A 21,245-nucleotide genomic window follows, 5' to 3' on the forward strand; every position below is an offset into this window, starting at 1 on the left:
CAACTTACTACCACTATCGGATAACATATAGGATATACGATCTTTGGGAGATTTAGCGTCAATAGGTAAAAATGAAGCTCCAGACTTTAAAATACCTAAAAGACTGATCACCATATCAAAAGACTGCAATAATAAAACACTGATAATATCTCCCTTACCAATGCCTAACCCTACTAACTTAGATCCTAGGGCATTAGAACGAGAATTTAAGTCTCTATAACTAAGTTTTTTGCCTTCATAAACTAATGCTGTACCTAAAGGATTAGCCTTTACTTGCGATTCAAACAACTCTATAATCGTCTTATCTCTTGGATAATCAACCTCAGTAGCATTAAAATTATCTAATAACACTACTTGTTCCTTTTCATCCAATACAACAATATCTCTTAACAAAATATCCGGATTGGATAATACTGTATCTACAATACGCTCAAAATAAGTAACAAAACGAACTATGGTATCCTTATCAAATAAATCTGTTGTATACTCAAAATCTAAAGCTAAGCCCTCATCAGATTCCAATCCGGTTAATTGCAAATCAAACTTGGAAATCTTATTTTCTACATCCTTTACATTAGCTTTTACATCTGAAAAATGTAATTCTTTATTATCAAAATTTTGAAGCACAAATGCAACATCAAACAAAGGGTTACGGCTAGTATCTCTTGGGAGATCCAAATGATTTACCAACTCCTCATAAGGATAATTCTGATACTCTAAACTCTTTAAAGTCTTCTCCTTTACATTTTCTAAAAAATCTTTAAAACTTAAATCCCCTTTAGGATAATTACGAATCGCCAAGGTATTGACAAACATACCAACAATACCTTCTAAATCTGCATGTGAACGACCTGCAACACCCGTACCAACCACAACATCCTCTTGATTACTTAACTTACTCAATAAAATATTGAGAATCGAAAGTAAGGTCATAAATAAAGTCGCTCCTTCTCTATCTCCTAATTCGCGTAAACTGCTTGTAACTTCACCACTTAAGTGAAGTGAAACATTACTACCCCTATAACTCTTTATCTCTGGACGAGAGTGATCCATAGGAAGAGTTAACAACGATAACTCCTCAGAATACTCGGCTAGCCAATAATTCCGTTGTAATTGTAGTCCTGACTGATACACGTCACTCTGTTGCCACTCTGAGTAATCCTTATATTGCAATGGTAATGACTCTAAACTTAAACCCTCATACAATGACATAAAATCATGAATCATAAGACCATGAGAGACGCCATCAGTAATGATATGATGCATATCTACAATTAATAGATGTTCCTCTTTTGAAAGTGCAATAACACCCACACGAAATAAAGGCGCAACTCCTAAATCAAAAGGGCGAATAAAATCATCTAATACTTTATCATATTCATCTAATGATGACTCATAATAAGCAATCTCAAAATCAACCGATTCGCATATTTTTTGATAAATAGAATCATCAACAACCTCAAAACAAGTACGTAATATTTCATGTCGTGCCAATAAACCCTGAAAGCTTAAATTCAACTTATCACTATCCAAAACACCATCCAGTTCAAGTACCTGAAACTGATTATATGCCAACGATTCTTTATCTAATTCATATAAAAAGTACAACCTGCGCTGAGCTGCTGATAAAGCATAATAATCCTTAATCGGGGATTTCGAGATATTTTTACTTTTTCGATTTACGCTATTTAAATATTCAAGTAATGCCAACTTATTAGTTCTGATTTTAGTTATCAAATCAGAAGCATCCACATTCTTAGGTACATCTAACTGGATATTACCTTCGACAATGGTAACACCTATATTTTTATTTCTTAACTCTAATAATAGTGTATCCATGAGATGTGAATAAATTTATCTCTATGTTATATGAAAACTTTATCATTTTCGGTGCCATCAGATTCACAACCACTTAGTACCCAAATTTTGGTATCTATCAACTCAGACAATGATAAAATCGTATTTCTAAAGAAAATATCACGTATAGATACTTCTACATCATATTTTCTTTGAATTTCATTTACTAAAACAATAGCATTCAAAGAATGGCCACCTACTTTAAAAAAACTAGTATTCACTCCAAAAAAATCATCATCTAGTTCTAGAATTTTCATCCATATTGCAGAAAGTCCTTTTTCAGTTTCACTAATAGGTTCGACAAAATTGATTCCTGAAATCATTATATCATCAGGTAATGATTTTCTATCTACTTTACCATTAGGCATTATTGGCATCTTTTCAAGCCAGATATAATCAACGGGAATCATGTATGGAGGTAGTTTATCTGCTAAAAACTCCATAAGCTCTGATGCTTCCAATTCTTTTTTCGATTGATAATATCCTATTAAATTCCCAGACGAATACCGACCTTTAACCATAACAGCGCTGGATTGAATCCCTTTATGGTTATTTAAACTCGCTTCAATTTCACTCAATTCAATTCTCTGACCGCGCAACTTTACTTGCAAATCTGATCTTCCTAAAAAATCTATACGACCATCAGGCATCCATCTACCTATATCTCCTGTTCGGTAAAATTGTTTTCCATTAATCAAAGTATAGTCAAAAGAAGATGTTTTACTTGCGTAACCCGAAGCCAAGCCATGTCCGGATATACATATTTCTCCAGTGAATCCTTCTACTTGTAATTGATGATGCTTATTAAGAATGGCTATTTCGGTATTCGAAATAGGAACTCCTATAGGTATAGTGCGGATTTCCGGTTCATCAAGTTCTATTTTATTATGACGCTTCTGATCAATTATATTATCATATTCTAAGGAAAGTATATTCTTTTCATCATATAATTCTTCAATAATATTAAACTGATCTGTAATTACACTTTCAAGATCTTCAAGTCTAGTTAAAGGATTGGAAAGGACCACTCTAAAAACCACACAATCCTCCTCTTTATATGTTACTCTTGTTTTAGAAACAAATGTATTTCCTTTAAAAAATTGTGCTTTCTGGATTTTTAAATTTATCTCATTTATTTCCTCAATTTCTATTGAATTTAATGACTTCTTATTTCTAAAACGGATTGGAATATATCTGTAGTTAATGATATTGATATGACTTGAAATTAACTCAAAACTTTCGGTATTTATAATTATTCTTTCAAAAACCTTCGCCAATTCAATTCCTTTTTCCATCAACAGTCCATACCCCTTCTTACCAAAAATATTGAGCGCCCCATGCAAACAAAGAGACAATGCAGATCGAGATCCATTAGGAGTATAACGCCCAAAATCAAATGAATTTGCCGTCGCTTGATATCTAGCTTGTGTTGCATTATAACTTAATCCTGAAGGATCTTTAAATAAACAAACACTTATACCTTGAGGTAAAAAGAGTTGTTTATGGCCGCAAAATGTAATCGAATCTGCCAATTCTATTCCATCTATGAGATGATCATATTTATCCGAAAATTTTAATAAACCACCCCAAGCAGCATCCACATGAAAATGTATATTATTGTTTCTAGCTATTTCCCCCATTTCTTTTAAGGGATCTATTCTTCCCGTCTCTGTAGATCCTGCAATTCCTACTAAAGCGACAATCAAAAGTTTTTGATCTTTACAATAGTCGATTTTATTCTTTAAATCTTCTAAATCAAGGGTACCATCGTTAGTATCCTTAAGATGGATAATGTTTTTGGTTCCTAAACCAAGAAGAGATGCAGCTTTATCAATTGAATAGTGCATTAATCTAGAGCCCAAAATAACTAGATCATTATATCCTTTATGTTTAATTATTTGATATACACTTTCATCAGTATTATCATTATCAAAAAGCAATTTATTTCTTGCATTTAATAATGCTGAAATGTTTGCTGTACTACCGCCACTTGTAACAATTCCTAAATTAGAGTTTAATCTTTGAATATGCTCGCTGTAAAAACTATCAGGAAAAGAATAGAATATTCTATGAAGCATTGCTATTGCTTCTCTTTCCATAAATGTTAGTGATTTAGACGTCTCAATTTTAACCAAATTTTGATTAAGTTGTGATATAAGTTTGCTCATATCATGAACATAGTTTGGCAAAACCGATGTCATATGCCCAATAAATTTAGGAGAAGCTGTATTTATTGAATAAGGTAGAATACTTTTTTTAAAATTAGAATAATATTCTTGAGGGCTGGATGGGTAATCCGGAATTTTATAATTTTTAAACTTATTCGTTAATTCTAATATTTCAACATTGGGCTTGGTTATACAATTCTCAAAATTGCTATTCTCAAAATAGTCCATAGGAGTATTTTGATCTGTAAAATAACGTAAGATGTCTTCAACATAATATCTTTCTACATTATAATACGTTGCATCTGCTCCAACCTCTGTAGAACCATAAACATTAACTAATAGTGTATCCGGAAATTCCTGATAAAACTCTTTAGCTAACTGAAAAGGTAAATATTCTCCACTACTAAACACGTATTGTAGAGAAAGTTGGTTTTCTCTTTTTTCTATGCTTTTTTTTATTTCTAATATCGAAGTAAGGTAAGTAGGGACTACGGTAAGACGAGATATCTTATCCATAACCAAAAGATAATACATCTTGGATACATCTAGTATTTCTTCCTCGCTACACACACGTAAAGGAATTCCTGATAGCAATGGTAAAAATACTTCAACCACATGATCCACGAATCCAATATTAGTTTTAAAACAATGAACCTCTTCCTCTTTAATAGGATATTCGTTCCAAGCCCAATTGAGTCGATTTAAGAGTCCTTTATGTGATCCTTTTACTCCTTTAGGAGTTCCTGTTGATCCAGAAGTATAAATAACATAAATATCTTTATGAATCTGCGTCTTTATATTATCTGTGCTATACTTAACAAGATCATGATCACCTTGATAACAATGATATCGACATGGTATTTCTATTTCCTTTTTCTCTATAGCTGATCTGTTACACAAAACAAAAGTAGCTCCACTATCCTTTAGCATATAACTTAACCGCTCATTAGGATAATTTATTGGTAGAGGAAGGTATGAACCTCCCACCTTCAAAATAGCAAAAACACATGTTATAAAATCGACTGATCGGTCCATTAAAACACCAACAACATTTCCTTTATTTACATCTCTATCGATTAAGAAATTAGCAAGTTGGTTTATTTTATCATTTAAAGATTTATATGTATAAGATTCCTTATCATTAAATACTGCTATTTCGTTAGGGTTTGTCTGAGCGCAAGATTCAAATAATCCAATTATATTTTTATTATCCGGATACCTTACCGGAGGAGGGTTTAATCTCAAAAGATGATTTACCTCTTCTCTAGAATTTATATTTATATCCTGAGGTTTCTTATTAGGGTTGTTTAAAATTTCATTTAGAATAACTTCAAAATGTACGGACAGTTTCCTTATAATTTCGTCAGAGAATTTATTAGTATCAAATACAAATTCAATTTTTAAAGTATCTTCAGTATAAACCGTAATATGTAAGGGTATACCGGCATTTTCATAGACTGTATCTAAATTTATTTGACAATCTTCTGTACTATTAAGAATATTTGTATCTACGGGATAATTTTCTATAACAACAACAGAATCAAAAAGTTCATTATGATGTGATAATCCTATTAATTGTTTAATCTCGAAATAAGAAGTATTATGATAAGAATTTCGTTTGATTAGGTTTTGATGAGTTGAAAGGATAATTTCTTTGAGTGTTTTATCATCAACTTCAGCTAATCTAAACGGGATTGTATTGATAAAATTTCCAATAACATCTTCAGAATTTTTTTCACTTGCTTCTCTACAGGAAACAGTAGTTCCAAAAACAATATCCGATGTAAAAAGATATTTATGTAAAAGTAAACCATATGCAGAATAAATTATAGATGTTTTAGTCACCTTATTTCGTGTCGCATAAGATTCTATATCCGAATCGAACGATACATAAATTTTTTGAAGATTTCCTGAATTGCTAGTTAATGATTTCTCTACATATAAATTATTTATATTGTATTCGAATAAATAATCTTTCCAATACACCGATCCATCATAAGTTTCAAGTTTATTTTTAATGTCATTTTGAACGTCTTTGTAACTTGTTTTTTTAATTTCAAGAGGAGTGTTATCCTTTGTAAAACAATTATAAAATGAAAACAATTCTTTAAGTAAAACCCCAGTGCTCCAACCATCATACAGAATATGATGATGTGTTATGTGTAATTTATAATGTACTTCTGAAAACTTTATTATTCCAAACCTAATAGGTGTTGATGTCAGATCGAATCTACTTTGTTTGTCTTTATCTAGGTAAGAGTCAAAAAAAGCATTTCTACCCCTCAGATTGTGATGTGTTAAATCTAGAATTGTAATACTCGGAGGTACATTTTTTTTAATTATTTGAAGTGGTTTATCTATAATTTCCCAGGTAAAAACAGATCGTAATACTTCATTTTTAGAAATTACCTCAAAGATCGCTTTCTCCAGTGAATCAATGTTTAGATTTCCCTTAATATCAAATACTATTTGAATATTATATATACCTGATTTATCATCATGTAAATGACCAAAAAGCATACCTTTTTGAACTAAACTCAATTCAAAGATATCCTGAACGTTTTGTTTGGAAATTTTGGTACTCATATAAATAAATTTGTGATTAAGATTACATCCTTACGATCATAATTTAAAATAGGGTGAGATATACCTATTCAGCCTAAATAAATTGGATCATTTAAGGGTATAAAGTTGCTTCCATTAAAGTGAAGTCCACTTTAATAGAGGAGCAAAATTTTTAACATAGATATGCTTACCCAACATAGTAAGAATATCTATTCCTCAAATTTAATGAGGATAAAAAAACAAAATCTAATGACAATTATGTTTGGTTCTTTAGAGTTGTTGCCGGGTTAATCGAAGATATTCTAGATGCCTGAATACCTGATATTAAAACTACTAAAACGAAAAAGAAAAGTCCCGATATAATAAAAATCCATGGTTTTAAATCAACTCGCACTGCAAAATTCTCAAGCCAATTTTGTGCCCAAAAATAAGAAATTGGAATACCTATTAATAAGGTAATGATAACCAGCCTAAAAACATCTTTAAACAATAATATGGTAATTTGAGAACCGCTTGATCCCATTACTTTTCTAATGCTAATTTCTTTCTTTCTTTTATTAACCGTAAAAACAGTTAGTCCAAATAAGCCTAAGCATGATATTATAATAGCCAGTGCTGTAAAACATCTTGATAGAACCGATAATCTTCTCTCTGAAGAATATTGATTTTGAAAATCTTGATTCAGAAATTTATAATTCAAAGGAAATCCTGGATTAAAACTAGCATGAAAGGATTCAATTTTATTTATTGTCTCTGATAATTTATAACTAGGATCAATTTTAGTTACAATTGTATTGAAGGCTCCAAAACCTCTATTAATCAAATGCATGAATACCATTGGTTTAATTTTACCGTCATAAATAGATTCAGAAAAATCTTTAACCACGCCAACAATCACTTTATCACCTCCCCATATATTGATGATCTTACCAACTGGCTGTTCTAATCTTAACATCTTTACAGCGGTCTCATTTAAAACAATTTCGTAAACATTTGAATTTGAAGATGGAAATTCCTTAGAAAAAGATCTTCCCTCCAAAACTTCAATACCCAATGATTCTATAAAATCATAATTTACGATCCTATAATCTATAAGTAAGATTTCGTCTGCTTGTTTGGTTGGCCAGGTGATATCATTAGTAACCATATCTTGACCTAAAATCCCATCCCTTAATACAAATACACTTGATGCTTGAGCAACTCCGGGAACACGCCTAAGTTCTGTAAGGAAAGTTTCTCGTTTATTAACAACCTCACCATCCATTTCAAAATATAAAACATTGTCTTTATCATATCCCAAGTTCCTATTTTGAATCATAGAAAACTGATCATAAGTGACCAAAGTGAATACAACTAATATTATGGATGCAGTAAACTGAGTTATAACTAAACCTTTTCTTAATATTTGATTTCCTCCTACATTTAAAATACTATTCCTAAGTATTTGCGCAGGTTTAAATTTAGAAATATAAAGTGCCGGATAAATCCCAGATAGTATACCTACCGCTAATACTATCAACAAGAAGGGTAAAATTAAGTCATAATTAAGACTTAATGTCATATTTTTATCTGTAAGTTGATTAAACCATGGAAGCAGTAAAAAAACAAAAATTAATGAAATCAAGAATGAAAAAAGAGACAACAGCGTAGATTCTCCAAGGTATCGTACAATGATTGATTTTCTCTCTACTCCTAGTACTTTTTTAATCCCTACTTCTTTCATTTTATCCATAGCCATTGCTGTAGAAAGACTAATAAAATTAATACAGGCAATAACCAAAATAACAATACCTATGATAATAAAAAGTCGCACATATTCTATTCTACCCCCCTTTTGGATACCATTATCATAATCTCCATACAAATATCCTTTTGAGAAACGTCTAACAAATAGAGAAGTTTGATTCGTATCAATACCATTTTCACCTAAAAAGGTTTTGATCTTTCTATTCACAAAACTCAATTCAATATTAGGATTCATAAGAAAAAACCCTTCGACAACATTTTCTCCCCATGTTAATTCAAGTCCAGTATGTTCTTCGTACAAAGAAATAGGTATAACATAATCAAACTGGATAGAAGAATTTTTAGGAAAAGAAGCAGTTACCCCAGTAACCAAGAATTCCTGTTTATTATCAAACTTAACAAACTTTCCAACAACATTTTCTGATGTCCCGAATAATTTCTCAGCTAGGTTTTTAGAAAGCACAATATTGTACTTGTCCTTTAGAGTACTCTCTTTATTACCATCTAATAAATTAAAGGTAAAAAGATTAAAAAAATCTTTGCTGGCGTAAATCCCTTTTACATTAATATTCTTTTGTCCTAGTGATAATACATTAGTTGAATATGACTTTACTACTGAAGCGACATCCTCTATTTCTGGGATGTTTTCGGCAATTGCATTTATAAAGGGTAACGAATTATACTTATTTGTTTGAAATTCGTTGTTTAGCCTTTGATTTATCATCATTTGGTACAATTGGTTATCATTTTCATGAAACTTGTCGTACTCAATTTCATCCTTGGACCATAGGTAAATAAGTAAAACACAAACCATACCCAATGAAAGACCAATCAAATTGATGATGAAACTGATTTTGGAACGTTTGATACTTCTAAAATATTTTTTTACTTCTATTGACATTTTAGTAGAGTTTATTAGTTTTTATTCGTGTGTACAAATTTATTTAATTCCTAATTTATTCTTTTTAATCAATTCATTACAAACGGATATCATTTCTTCAAAAAAGGCATTAGATGAACTATCTTTTTTCATAGCATTTTTAAATTCTAGGATTGCTTCATTATAACGCCCATCCTCCATTTTTGCTTTACCCAGAAAAAACAACGGGCGAAGCGAATTTGGCTTTTTCTCATGATATAACATTGCAATTTGTTCTACAAATTTGGGGTCATTATACATAAAAACATCTATTATTCTTTCTATATTTTCTTTTGATAACATTTCTTCATCAGGATGAAAAATTAATTCTTTAAACTTAGATAAAGCTTCAGAATATCCATATTCATTATAAATATTTAGAATTTCGAAACTAGGATCCGGATATTGATGAACATCACCGAATAAACCGTGATTCAATGTTATATCATCTAATATTTTTTGAATTTTGTCACCCAATTCTCCATTAGCAAACATAGCATAACCTGAATTCTTTGTAACAGAATAAAATCCAAAACCTTTAAAACCATCATTATTTCCACTTTGATAAACGACAGTATCATTATATGTTTCAGTGTGATGAACCTGGAAACCCGGCCCGTATAGTGAACCTTTATCTTTTTTTATTCCTGTTCGAATTAAGTCATCAATTCTATCCTTAGATAAATATTTATCACCAAAAATGCCTATTAAAACTTTTGCATAATCTTTTGCCGTTGTACTTATCATAGAAGCTATTTCAGGTTCTTTATTTTTTATTTTCGGAAAAGATTTTCTAAGCGCATTATGTCCAACACTATAATTACTGGGTTTACTAGAATCAGCAGAGAAAGTAGTAAAAGTTCTTTCCAAATTAAGAGGTTCATAAACCAGGTTTTTCATATAAGTTTGAATATCTAATCCAACGATTTTTTCTATAACTTTTGACAAATAAATATACCCTTCTCCAGAATAATTAAAAGCTGTATCTGGGTCACTAATAATTTCAAGTACATCCGGATTATTATAAAATTGCCAGTTTTCTATTCCTGAAAAATGTGATAAAACCATTCTTGCCGTTATCTTCTTATACCTATTATCATGTATTAACCTAGGATGCGGTAAATATTCATGAAGTGGTTTATCCAAATCCAAAATACCTCGATCAACGAGCCTATGCACAGCAAAAACTAAAAAGCTTTTCGATAAAGAACATGCTTCAAAAACTGTATTTTTATCAACCTTTCCTTTTCCTTCCACATCTCCATTAACTGAACTTTTATATTCCTTATACCCATATGCATTATAAAAAACTATTTCTCCTTCATCAAATATCGCAAAGGAAAGGCCAGGAATATCGGTTTCATCTAAAATCTTATTAATTTTTTGATCGAGTTCTTTAATATTAATTATTCGATTATCAACCTGAAAACTTTGAGATTGTATACAAAAACATATGGATGAAACCACATGAACTATAAAAGTAAGAATATATATTTTTTTATTCATCTTTATTATCTTATAATATGTTTATTCCTTTATAAATTAAGTATACAATGACCATGTTTAACTTGTGATTTTAGTTTTTTACTAAAACCTCTACACCATCTTAATACTTTTAAGATCAGAAATTACGCTACGACTGTCCGAACACTACTATCAAAAACCATCTTAATTCTCTAGAATTAATGCTTCATTTTCTATTTTCATTTTATCTAAATAATACTGAGAAATACCAATATCAAATATTGCCATTCCCATTGGGTTAAACAAAATGGCCTGTTCGTCTGATAAAGAATTTATCCAAGTGGGATCTAATAATTTATCCATCGAAATAACATCTGTTTTTTGTAACCCTTTTTCAAGATGAAACATCTCTATATCCGTATTTTCTCTACAAACCTCTTCCCAATTATCAACAATCAATCCATCTTTAAACCAATTAAACACATCAGATTTGTAATCCCTTAAAGATACATTTAGGTGAAGAGATCCTGGTTTTGGTTTTCGATCAATATATCTTTCTTTAGAAACAGTACAGGTCATAAAAATATCTGCATTATCATATACACTTTGCCAACTATCTACTATTTCTACACAATCTCTAACTTCATCAGGAATTTTATCTTCATCAATCTCCTTCAAATCATATATCAATATTTTTAAAGAATTCGTTTTTACGATTGAAGCACACATTTCAAGATGATATTGGCCAATAGGCCCAAAACCAATAATACCAATAGTAGGAGTGTCGATATGTTTAGTCTCCAAATACTTTCGAATCACAAAACCACTGACAGAAGCTGTTCTTAGCGAAGAAATTCTAGCACTATTAATGATCCCCTCTATTTCTCCTGTTTCCGGATTGTTGATTATTACGGCACAATTCGCTCTAGGAACATTAAATTTACTTGGGTTTTCCGGAAAGCTTGAGATCCACTTGATACCGCACATGTTAATATCACCACCAACAAAAGCTGGCATTGCAATTATTCGATTTGTTAAATTTCTGAATCGCAAATAAGGTTTTATGGGTTGTACAAAATCCTCTGTACGCATACATCTTACACAGTCTTCAATTACATCAATATTTTGGGACCAATTGGGTGCAGTGTTTCTTAGTTTTTTTTCACTTATGTAGATCATTGTATTATTAATTTAAAAGAATTGATTTTGAAAGTTTGTTTTTTTTAGGTTATGATATACTTTAAAACATTATCCATGTATTATTGCGGCATCCTCCGTATATGGTTTTATTCTCTCGCACCACTTTTCATTAAATATAGTTTCTATGTATCTCTCACCTCTATCAGCAAAAACGCACATCACATTTACCGGATGATCAATATTTAGCTCTTTAAAATATTTATTAATACCAGCGTATACCGAACCAGAAGATCCTCCAGCATATAAACTGTATTTTTCCAATAATTTTTTACATGCAATTATAGTTTCGTACTCACTTACCATTACCACATCATCAATGAATGCTTCATCAAGGATGGTTGGTGTCATACTTGAGCCTATACCCGGGATGTATCGTTTTTTAGCTTTACCACCGAAAATAACAGAGCCATAAATATCTACAGCAATAATTTTCGCGTTTGGATTTTCTTTTTTAACACGTCTAGATACTCCTGTTATAGTGCCTCCAGAACTTACTCCCATAAACACATACTCCACTTTTTGTCCAGGTGCTTCCAAGCAGATTTCTTTCCCTAACGAAGAATAATATGCTTGGGCATTTAAAGGGTTTTCGTATTGATTAACCCAATATAAATCTTGACGTTCTTTAAGGAGAGTTTTTATTTTGTTTATTCTGTTTAATAAATATCCTCCGTATTCATCTGGTTCTGTGATTTTAATTATTTCTGCTCCTTGGAGTTTAATCAACATTTCATTAACTGGTAAGGTATTTTTATCGATTACACAAATAAAACGCAATCCATGTAACTTAGCATAGGCAGATAAGGCAACTCCAAAATTCCCAGAGGAGGATTCGATAATTACACTATTTTTATTTATGATACCTTCATTCAAACCTCTGTTAAGGATATAACATGCTGCTCTATCTTTAACACTTCCTGTAGGATTGTAAAATTCCAGTTTCGCAAATACCTTAATATTAGGCAGTGACTCTATTTTCAGAGATACCAGAGGGGTGTTTCCAACTTTATTTAAAATGTTTGATAACATTATTTCGTATTTATAGAATGTTTAATAAAAATAAAAAGGCATTGTTATGTTTAAATCAATACATAAAACACGCTTTTGCATTGCACGTACATAAAAGAAAAATATATGTGAGAGATTTAGTACAATCAAGTACTCAAATTAATTCATATAGATACTTTTAAGTTTTCTTAAAAGGTCATCAAGCTTTAATCAAACAAGGCATTAAGTTCTGTTTGATCTAAATCTAATGTGTTAAAATCGGAAGGAGTGAAATGAATATTTTCCTCCTTCTTAATATATTGAATTAGTTTTATTAAATTATCTTCAAACAATTGAACAACAGTATTCATATCTGTACTACTAAAAGCCCTACTATCATAAGTAACTTCAAAGTTCAATTTATTATTTATAATCATTAGATTCCATTCCCAATAAGCAGAAATAAAATTTAAAGGATCAGAATCCACTCTTAACTTTTGAGTATTTAGTGAAAAAAGGTCGTTTTTAATTTTTTCATTAAAATTCCCTAAATAATTAAAAATTATTTCTGGCACCTCATTAGAAGTTGATAGTTTTCCCTTCTCATATTTATTTATTCCATATCCGATCCCATTACTGGGCACTCCTTTTATAGTTTCTTTTGTTTTCTTAATAACACTCGACATATCCTCATCGTATTGTAACTTGACCGGATATAAATTTGTAAACCATCCTATTGTATTATAAACTTCTACACCATCAACTAATCTTCCATGATTTTCTATATGGACAATAGTTTCTTTAAATTGTTTCCAATCGTTAAGCGTAATAATTAAAGCCGCCATAAGCAGAATAGATGTATCTGTTCCAAATTTATCATGCACATTATGAAGCAAGTCCGTAGTAAGATCCTGACTCATTTTGTGTTGTATATAAGCAGAATCGCTTACTGTTGGGTGCTTTTTTTCTATACTACGTTTTGGTAATTCGAATATGGTTGATTCTATATTATTCCAATAATCTAATTCCTGTTCAAATTTTGGTGACAAGGCTAATTCCTTTAGCTTATGACTCCAAATTTTAAAAGAAGCAGATTTCTTAGGCAATCTTATTTTTTCTAATTTAGATATTTGCGAATAACCCTTGTAAAGATCTGTAAGTAGAATACGCCATGATATACCATCTACTGCTAGGTGATGAGATGTGATAAACACATGTTTTTGTTTTTCATTGATATAAAAAACAGCTGCTCTCAACAATACAGAATGTTCGATATTTATTGATTTTTTGATTTCTTCGCATGCTATATTTAATTCATCATTGTTTTTGACAAAAATTTCTTCTAACACAAAATCATTAATCGAAAGATCATTATTGTAATAAATAGTTTTTAACTCTTTATTGAAATTTAATCGAAATGCATCATGATGAGTTATAATCTCTCTAAAAACCTTTTGTAAATTTTCTATTTCTATACTAGAGTTTATGTTTAATAAAACGGATTGGTTATAATAATTTGAATTTTGATGTTCTTTCTCAAAAAACCAAGTTAATATTGGTGTCCATGGTATATCACCTTCAAACATATCTTGCTCGAAAATCGATTTATTTTCTAAAGTATTCACATTACTACTGAGTACCTCTATAGTCTGAAATGTCAAAATATCCTTTCCTTCAATCAAAATACCATTTTGTCTTAGCATTGAAGCTATTCTTACCGCTTTGATCGAATCACCTCCTAATTCGAAAAAATTATCTGTTAAAGTAATATTCTCAATAAGTAGTATTTCTTCCCATGCCTGAATCAACAATTCTTCAACCTTTGTATATGATTTTTCACTTTGTGATTTATCCAACTTCATTATTGGAGAAGGAAGTGCTTTATAGTCAGGTTTGCCATTAACCGTAAGAGGAATACATTCTACAACTATTAGGTGAGACGGAATCATATATCGAGGTAATTTTAAAGTTAAATAAGTCCGTATTTCCTTTACAGAATTTCCTTTAAAATCTGGTATCAATTTATAATAAGCTGTTAGTGCATCTTCTCCTCCTAAGGCTGTTAGGACAACAATAGCATCCTCAACTATAGTACAGTTCCTAAAACACTCTTCAATAGCTGACAACTCTACCCTATATCCATTTATCTTAATTTGACTATCTCTTCTTCCTATGTATTCAATATTTCCATCACTTAGGTATTTAGCCAAATCACCCGTTTTATACATAAAATGCCCTTTAATAAAAGGATTTGGAATGAATGTCTGATTGGTTAATTTTTCATTAAATAAATATCCCATCGACAGGCAATCTCCAGAAATATAAATTTCTCCTTTTGCACCTAAAGGAACTGGAGTTAAAGATGTATTTAAAACATAAATACTTGTATTATTAATGGGTTTACCAATTGGTACCGATTGACAGTCTAAATTTTCTTTAATATTAAAATCATAAATCATACAGCCCACCGTTGCTTCAGTTGGTCCATACTCATTATAGATCTCAATTTCACCTGCTTTCATATTGTAAATCTGATGTGCCAAAGAGACATCAAACTTTTCTCCACCAACAATAATCTTTTTTATTCTTGAATTTTTGAATATTGGTTCAATTTCTTTTAATATTTTTAAGTGAGAAGGTGTAAGTTTAATAATATCAACCTTGTTGTCTAAGACTACTTCTTTTATCAGAACCTCGTGTTTTATATCTTCATATATAATAATTTTATTCCCTGTTATTAGAGGGATGAAAATTGATGTTATACTTAAATCAAAGGCTATTGATGTAAAAAGAGGAAATGAACTTTCTTCATCATTTAAATAGTACTTAGCAGCCCAAGAAATATAGTTAACTAATGATTTATGCCCTACTACAACTCCTTTGGGGTCACCCGAGGTTCCGGAGGTGTATATAACATATGCAATATCCCCGGTTTTTATTTTCCCTAAAGAACTCGAATCTAAGCTATTATCTTCTCGAACTTCGTTGATATCTAAAACATAAGGCCCTTCCAAATTATCAAACCTATCAGCATATTTACTGTTTGTTATGACCATTTTACTTTTGCTATCAGCCAGTATGAACTCTAATCTATCTCTAGGAATTTCAACGTCTATTGGTAAAAAGCATGTTCCAGATTTTAAAATAGCCAAAATGCTTATCAAGAAATCCGGTGTTCTATCCATAAACACAATTATTGGTCCTTGTGTATCATGTTGATTTCGAATATAATGAGCTAATCGATTTGCCTTTCTATTAAGCTCTGCATATGTGATATGAGTATCACCAAATACCATCGCAATTGCATCTGTTTTTTTTGCTACTACTTTTTCAATAAGTTCATGAATCTTATTATTTTTAGGATAAGTATTTGTTGTATCATTAATAACCTTAATCTTTTGGTCATATTCTTTTTTATCAATTAACTGAAATTCTGCAGTAAAACCATTCGAAGAATTAACAACTTGAGAAACCAAATTTTTAAAATATACTACAAATTGTTTTATGGTTTCTTTGCGAAAAAGACTTGAGTTATATTCAAAAGCGCATTCCATCACGCTATCTTGATCAAAAATTTCTAATGAAAGATCGAACTTTGAATATCCGGGATCAAAAAATTGTCTTTTATAAGTTAATGAAGATGATGTTACATTAGGTATTCCCATATTTTGAAACACAAACATAGTATCAAAAATAGGGTTACGGCTAACATCTCTTTCTTTGGTACTATTCTCTATTAATTTATAAAAAGGGTATTCTTGATTTTTTAACCCTTCAATCATATTACGTTTTTGTTTTTCCAGTAATTGAATGAAGTTATCCTTATCATTGATTACGCTTTTTACAACAATATTATTAACAAACATACCGTACATTTTGAGCAGATCAACATGATTTCTACCCGACACAGGAACTCCAATTACTATATTTTTTTGTTGACAATATTTTGAGAGAAAAAGCTGGTAAATTGTTAATAAAACTACAAAGATTGTACATGAGTTTTCACTAGCAATCGTTTTTAATTTCGAAACCAATTCTGCTTCTAATAGAAAATCTATTTTGCCTCCTTTTTGCGAAAAAATTGAAGGCCTATTAAAATCTGTTGGTAAATTAAGAATGGGAATAGCATCTGATAAATGGTTATTCCAATACTCTTCTTGCCGCTTAAATCGTTCTGAAAGAAAAGTCTCTTTCTCCCACGCTACATAATCTTGATATTCATGTACTAATTCATGAGGCTTTCTTCCGTCATACAATTTTGAAAGATCTTCTAAAAAATTATAAACCGAAATACCATCAAAAATGATATGATGAAAATCCAAAAACAGAATAAAATACTTTCTCGACACATGTAGTATGTGTATTCTAAAGAGCGGAGGATTAGACAAATCGAAAGGTCTTATTAAAGACTTAAGTTTATTATTCTTTTCTTTCTCTTCGCATTCATCCAGTCTAATATTTACTTCAGCATCCTTCAAGTAAGAGAAACTTAAATCTTCAGAGTAATTAAAATACATTTTGAATGTACTGTTTTTCTGAATTAAACATCGTATCGAATCTTGAAGTTTTTCGATATTAATTTCATTACCAATGATAAACGCGCTAGGATTATTATATGCCAATGAATCTCTATTTACTTCCCAAGCATAAAACAACATCTTTTGAGCAGATGAAAGGTTATATTTTTCTTTTGTTACAGATACAGAAATTGATGTTTTTTTCTTCCTTAAATATTCACTTATTTGTTTTGCTGTAGAAGCTATGGTATGATTTTCATATAAAATATTTAAAGGAAGTTCTATGTCAAACTCCTCATAAATATGCATACTTACCTCGGCAAGGCGTAACGAATTACCTCCTATTGAAAAAAAATCATCTGTGATCTCTATTTTATCAACCATCAGAACTTTTTGCCATATTGAATAGAGTTTTTGTTCTATATCAGAAGAGAAAAATGGTAATGGCTCTATAGGTTTTATCTCAGAAACTTTTAGTAAAGCATCTAACTCCATTTTAACATCATCAAAAAGCCCACTTTTGTATTGTTGTAAAAGTCTAAATCGTTGTAATTTTCCGCTTGTAGTTTTTGGAATTTTACGAACCGGAATAACATGCGTAAATGCAATCCCAAAATTTGTCGACATTAAGGTATTAAATGCAGTTATAATCGGTACAAAATCAAGTAATTTTTGTTTATGAATGATAAAAGCAATAACCTCTTCTTCTTGTGTATAGGGGTTAAAATAGCCTGAAACTGCTATTTTATTCAATTCTACACCATCAACATTTTCTGCAATTCGTTCAATATCATGACAATAAAAATTTTGTCCATTTTTAAAAATTACGTCTTTAGATCTACCTGTTATATACAATGAACCATTTGATAAAAAACCTAAATCTTCTGTATTTAACCAACCATCAGGAGTTATAATCTGACTTGTTTTAGTTTTATTATTATAATATCCTTTGGTTACATTATCCCCTTTTATTTGTACAACACCAATATGGTTATCCGATAATTCTACATTATCTGTATTCGTAATCCGCACTTTACAATGTTCTATTGCTCCCCCAACGTTAACGAAAGAAGTACTTTTTTCTGTATTGACTGTTAGCTCTACTTTATCGTCAATGCCCAAGTGATTTCTATCTAGATTAATAGATTTTATAGGTTCTCCTATACCTGACATTGACACTGCTAACGAAGCTTCTGCCAATCCATAAACTGGGCGAATTACTCCATTATTAAGTCCATATTCTTCAAATTTATCAATGAACTTAGTTACTATATCAACGGAAATAGGCTCTGCTCCATTGTATATTATGCGCAAACAAGATAAATCTAGGGTACCTTTATTAATGTCTCTCCAATTCTTTAATAAATAATGATATCCAAAATTAGGGGAACACGAAATGGTAACCCTATATTTTGAAATTTTCTCTAACCACAAAAATGGTCTTCTTACAAATAAATTGGTTGGAATCAAATAGTGCTGTACCCCCATAAACATAGGGTTTAAATGAAACCCTATCAACCCCATATCATGAGTTAAAGGCATCCAACTCAACATTTTATCATTTATATCATAATGTGCAGATGTACTAATATCATAAAGATTAGTAAGTAAGTTTTTATGAGTTAACATAACACCTTTTGGACTTCCCGTAGACCCTGATGAAAACTGAATAAATGCTAAATCGTCCTCCTTCGCTTCAAAAAGAGTCACAGTCCTGTTTGTTTCAATCGTAATATTACTTACATCAATAAAACGCTCTTGTAAAAACGTATAACTTTCATTGGTATCTTCTTTAGAAATGAAATTATTGATTTTATCTAGGTTATTTTGAGTACTTACAAAATATGGATCATTTAGTATTTCCCAAATATTGATTAATTTTGTTAAGCTTTCATCTTTATAGCCCACAGTAACAGGAACTGGAATAATTCCACCAAAAACACAAGCCCAGAATAATAGAATAAAATCCCTGTTATTCTCTACCTGAATTACCAGTTCTGATTTTGGTTGAACTCCAAGGTTTTGAAGAAATGCCAATACTTTTAATGAAGTATTATATAAATCTGTATATGATAAGAATTCTTCCTTGTCAGTTCCTTCAATAAAACCCACTCCTACTTTATCCAATTGACATCTAGCACTTAACATTTCGTTAAGTGTTAGAAAATTAAAGTCAAGGTTTGATTGATTTTTTGACATTTTTTAGATATATAAAAAATATTTATAATATTATGCACACCTCAAATTTTATAATTATCGAGTGCCAAATACATTCAGAAAAAAGGTTTTTGAATATTCTTTTTTGATTTTACTCCATCAAGAAGCAATACTTACTTTTTCATCAAAAAAAATTGAATTTTATAGTACAAGCTATTTTTCTCAAGACATTTAGTTAAAGACAAAATCACTTCAAGTGAATGTCTTTATAATATTTTAAAAAAAATGTGATTATTAAACAGGGCTACGCCACAGTGACTTACAGAAAGTCTTTAAAGAAATAATATGGTCTTATCGAGTAAAACCTCTTTGACAAATATATAATTTAATATTACAAAGCCTAAAGTTTTTTTCAAAAAATATAACTCAATAAAAAATTGTCAAAAATTTGTTACGTAAATATACGTAGGTTTTATCATTTATAGGTTATGGTAAAACTGATAATTTTATTAAAAAATGAAAGAAAGTTAGAAAATGGATAATCATTATTTTTGTACAAAAAATCAAATAATTGATTTTCAACAAACTATCATTATAAAAACAATTATTCTTGCGGGTTTTCAAAACATTAGCGAACATTGTTTTAACTGTTTTTTAACTATTCTAAAAGGATTTGAAAAAACTATTTTACCCTTTGTATGAACAATTAAGATATTCATATCAAGAAAAAAACAACAAACTAACGGATATTCATTTTACTAGATTTATATCCCAACGATGTCTGTATCTTTTCTATTCCAAAAGCAAAATTAACTTTTGTAAATCGTACAGGGCTATTTGGCAAGTTAGTTGCTAAACAGGAACAAGTATTATTATCAAAATACAACTCTTTAAGGTGCCACGTTTTACGTTCATATCTCACAATATTATTATCTATGTGAATTTCTAAAAGAGGAATTGAAAGGCCTCTACCATCTGCTTTAATAACACTTTCTTTCATAGTCCATAAAGAAAAAAAAGATTTCAAAGGATTATAAGAATTATGTATGAATTGCCACTGCGAATCAGTCATTACATTCTCAAAATCATTAAAATTAACATTTTCTATAGCCTCTACATCAATCCCTAGCTGTACATTTTCTCCCACGGCACAAACTACCCTTTTAGCACTGTGCGATATATTGAAGTTAATATTTCCTTCTAAAAAAGGTTTGCCATATTTTGTATATTTTATTTGGGAAAAAACATCTTTATCAAATCCATGCATGGAAAGACCTTGGAGCAGTAACAACTTCCCAAAAACGTAAGCATGACGATCTTGCCATCTATTATAACTTAGTGCTTTTTTTCTTAAATCATCAGTGAGCATATTCAAATAAACTGACCAATATTCATTAGAAAGAGGTTCATTAAACTCAGAATAAAAAATATCAATCATTTATTTTGGTTTTTATGCTAAATTAATGTTTTACAATTCAATTAAACAATTATATATAAAAACGCTAAAAGCAATTCGTTTCAAATGTCAAATTTCAATCAGGCGATACAATAATAAATCAAAACTTCTCTTTCCTTGTAAATTGAGTCTAAAAATTGGCTATTGTATTTTCTAATAATTCCGTAACGCATCATCTTGAAATTTCGTTAATCAAAAAAAACAAACTC

8 protein-coding genes are annotated in these 21,245 nt (G+C 30.2%); all 8 read right to left on the bottom strand.

Translation table 11 applies throughout. The features are described 5' to 3' along the window. A partial coding sequence (locus tag DK508_RS02870) for a condensation domain-containing protein (RefSeq protein WP_160114540.1) occupies nt 1–1,839 on the bottom strand: 1,839 nt, incomplete at its 3' end. A gap of 26 nt (nt 1,840–1,865) precedes the next feature. Beyond that, nucleotides 1,866–6,611 (bottom strand): aminotransferase class V-fold PLP-dependent enzyme, encoded by a 4,746-nt coding sequence (locus tag DK508_RS02875; protein ID WP_109299249.1) that lies wholly within the window; start codon nt 6,609–6,611, stop codon nt 1,866–1,868. A 235-nt stretch (nt 6,612–6,846) separates the two neighbouring features. Further along, the gene (locus DK508_RS02880) at nt 6,847–9,237 is read right to left on the bottom strand and encodes an ABC transporter permease (protein WP_109299250.1); all 2,391 of its coding nucleotides are present in this window, start codon (nt 9,235–9,237) and stop codon (nt 6,847–6,849) included. Nucleotides 9,238–9,276: 39 nt separating this feature from the next. Next, on the bottom strand, nt 9,277–10,761 hold the full coding sequence (locus DK508_RS02885) for a serine hydrolase (protein WP_109299251.1): 1,485 nt from the start codon (nt 10,759–10,761) through the stop codon (nt 9,277–9,279). A 162-nt stretch (nt 10,762–10,923) separates the two neighbouring features. Beyond that, nucleotides 10,924–11,898 (bottom strand): 2,3-diaminopropionate biosynthesis protein SbnB, encoded by a 975-nt coding sequence (locus DK508_RS02890; RefSeq protein WP_109299252.1) that lies wholly within the window; start codon nt 11,896–11,898, stop codon nt 10,924–10,926. Nucleotides 11,899–11,967: 69 nt separating this feature from the next. After that, entirely contained in the window at nt 11,968–12,948 is a 981-nt protein-coding gene (gene sbnA / locus DK508_RS02895) for a 2,3-diaminopropionate biosynthesis protein SbnA (protein ID WP_109299253.1), read from the bottom strand. Nucleotides 12,949–13,133: 185 nt separating this feature from the next. Then, on the bottom strand, nt 13,134–19,622 hold the full coding sequence (locus DK508_RS02900; RefSeq protein WP_109299254.1) for a non-ribosomal peptide synthetase: 6,489 nt from the start codon (nt 19,620–19,622) through the stop codon (nt 13,134–13,136). Between the two features lie 697 nt (nt 19,623–20,319). After that, nucleotides 20,320–21,018 (bottom strand): 4'-phosphopantetheinyl transferase superfamily protein, encoded by a 699-nt coding sequence (locus DK508_RS02905; RefSeq protein ID WP_109299255.1) that lies wholly within the window; start codon nt 21,016–21,018, stop codon nt 20,320–20,322. Between the last annotated feature and the right edge of the window lie 227 nt (nt 21,019–21,245).

Origin of the sequence: Aquimarina sp. AU474 (genome assembly GCF_900312815.1) — a bacterium.
Taxonomy (GTDB): Bacteria; Bacteroidota; Bacteroidia; order Flavobacteriales; family Flavobacteriaceae; genus Aquimarina.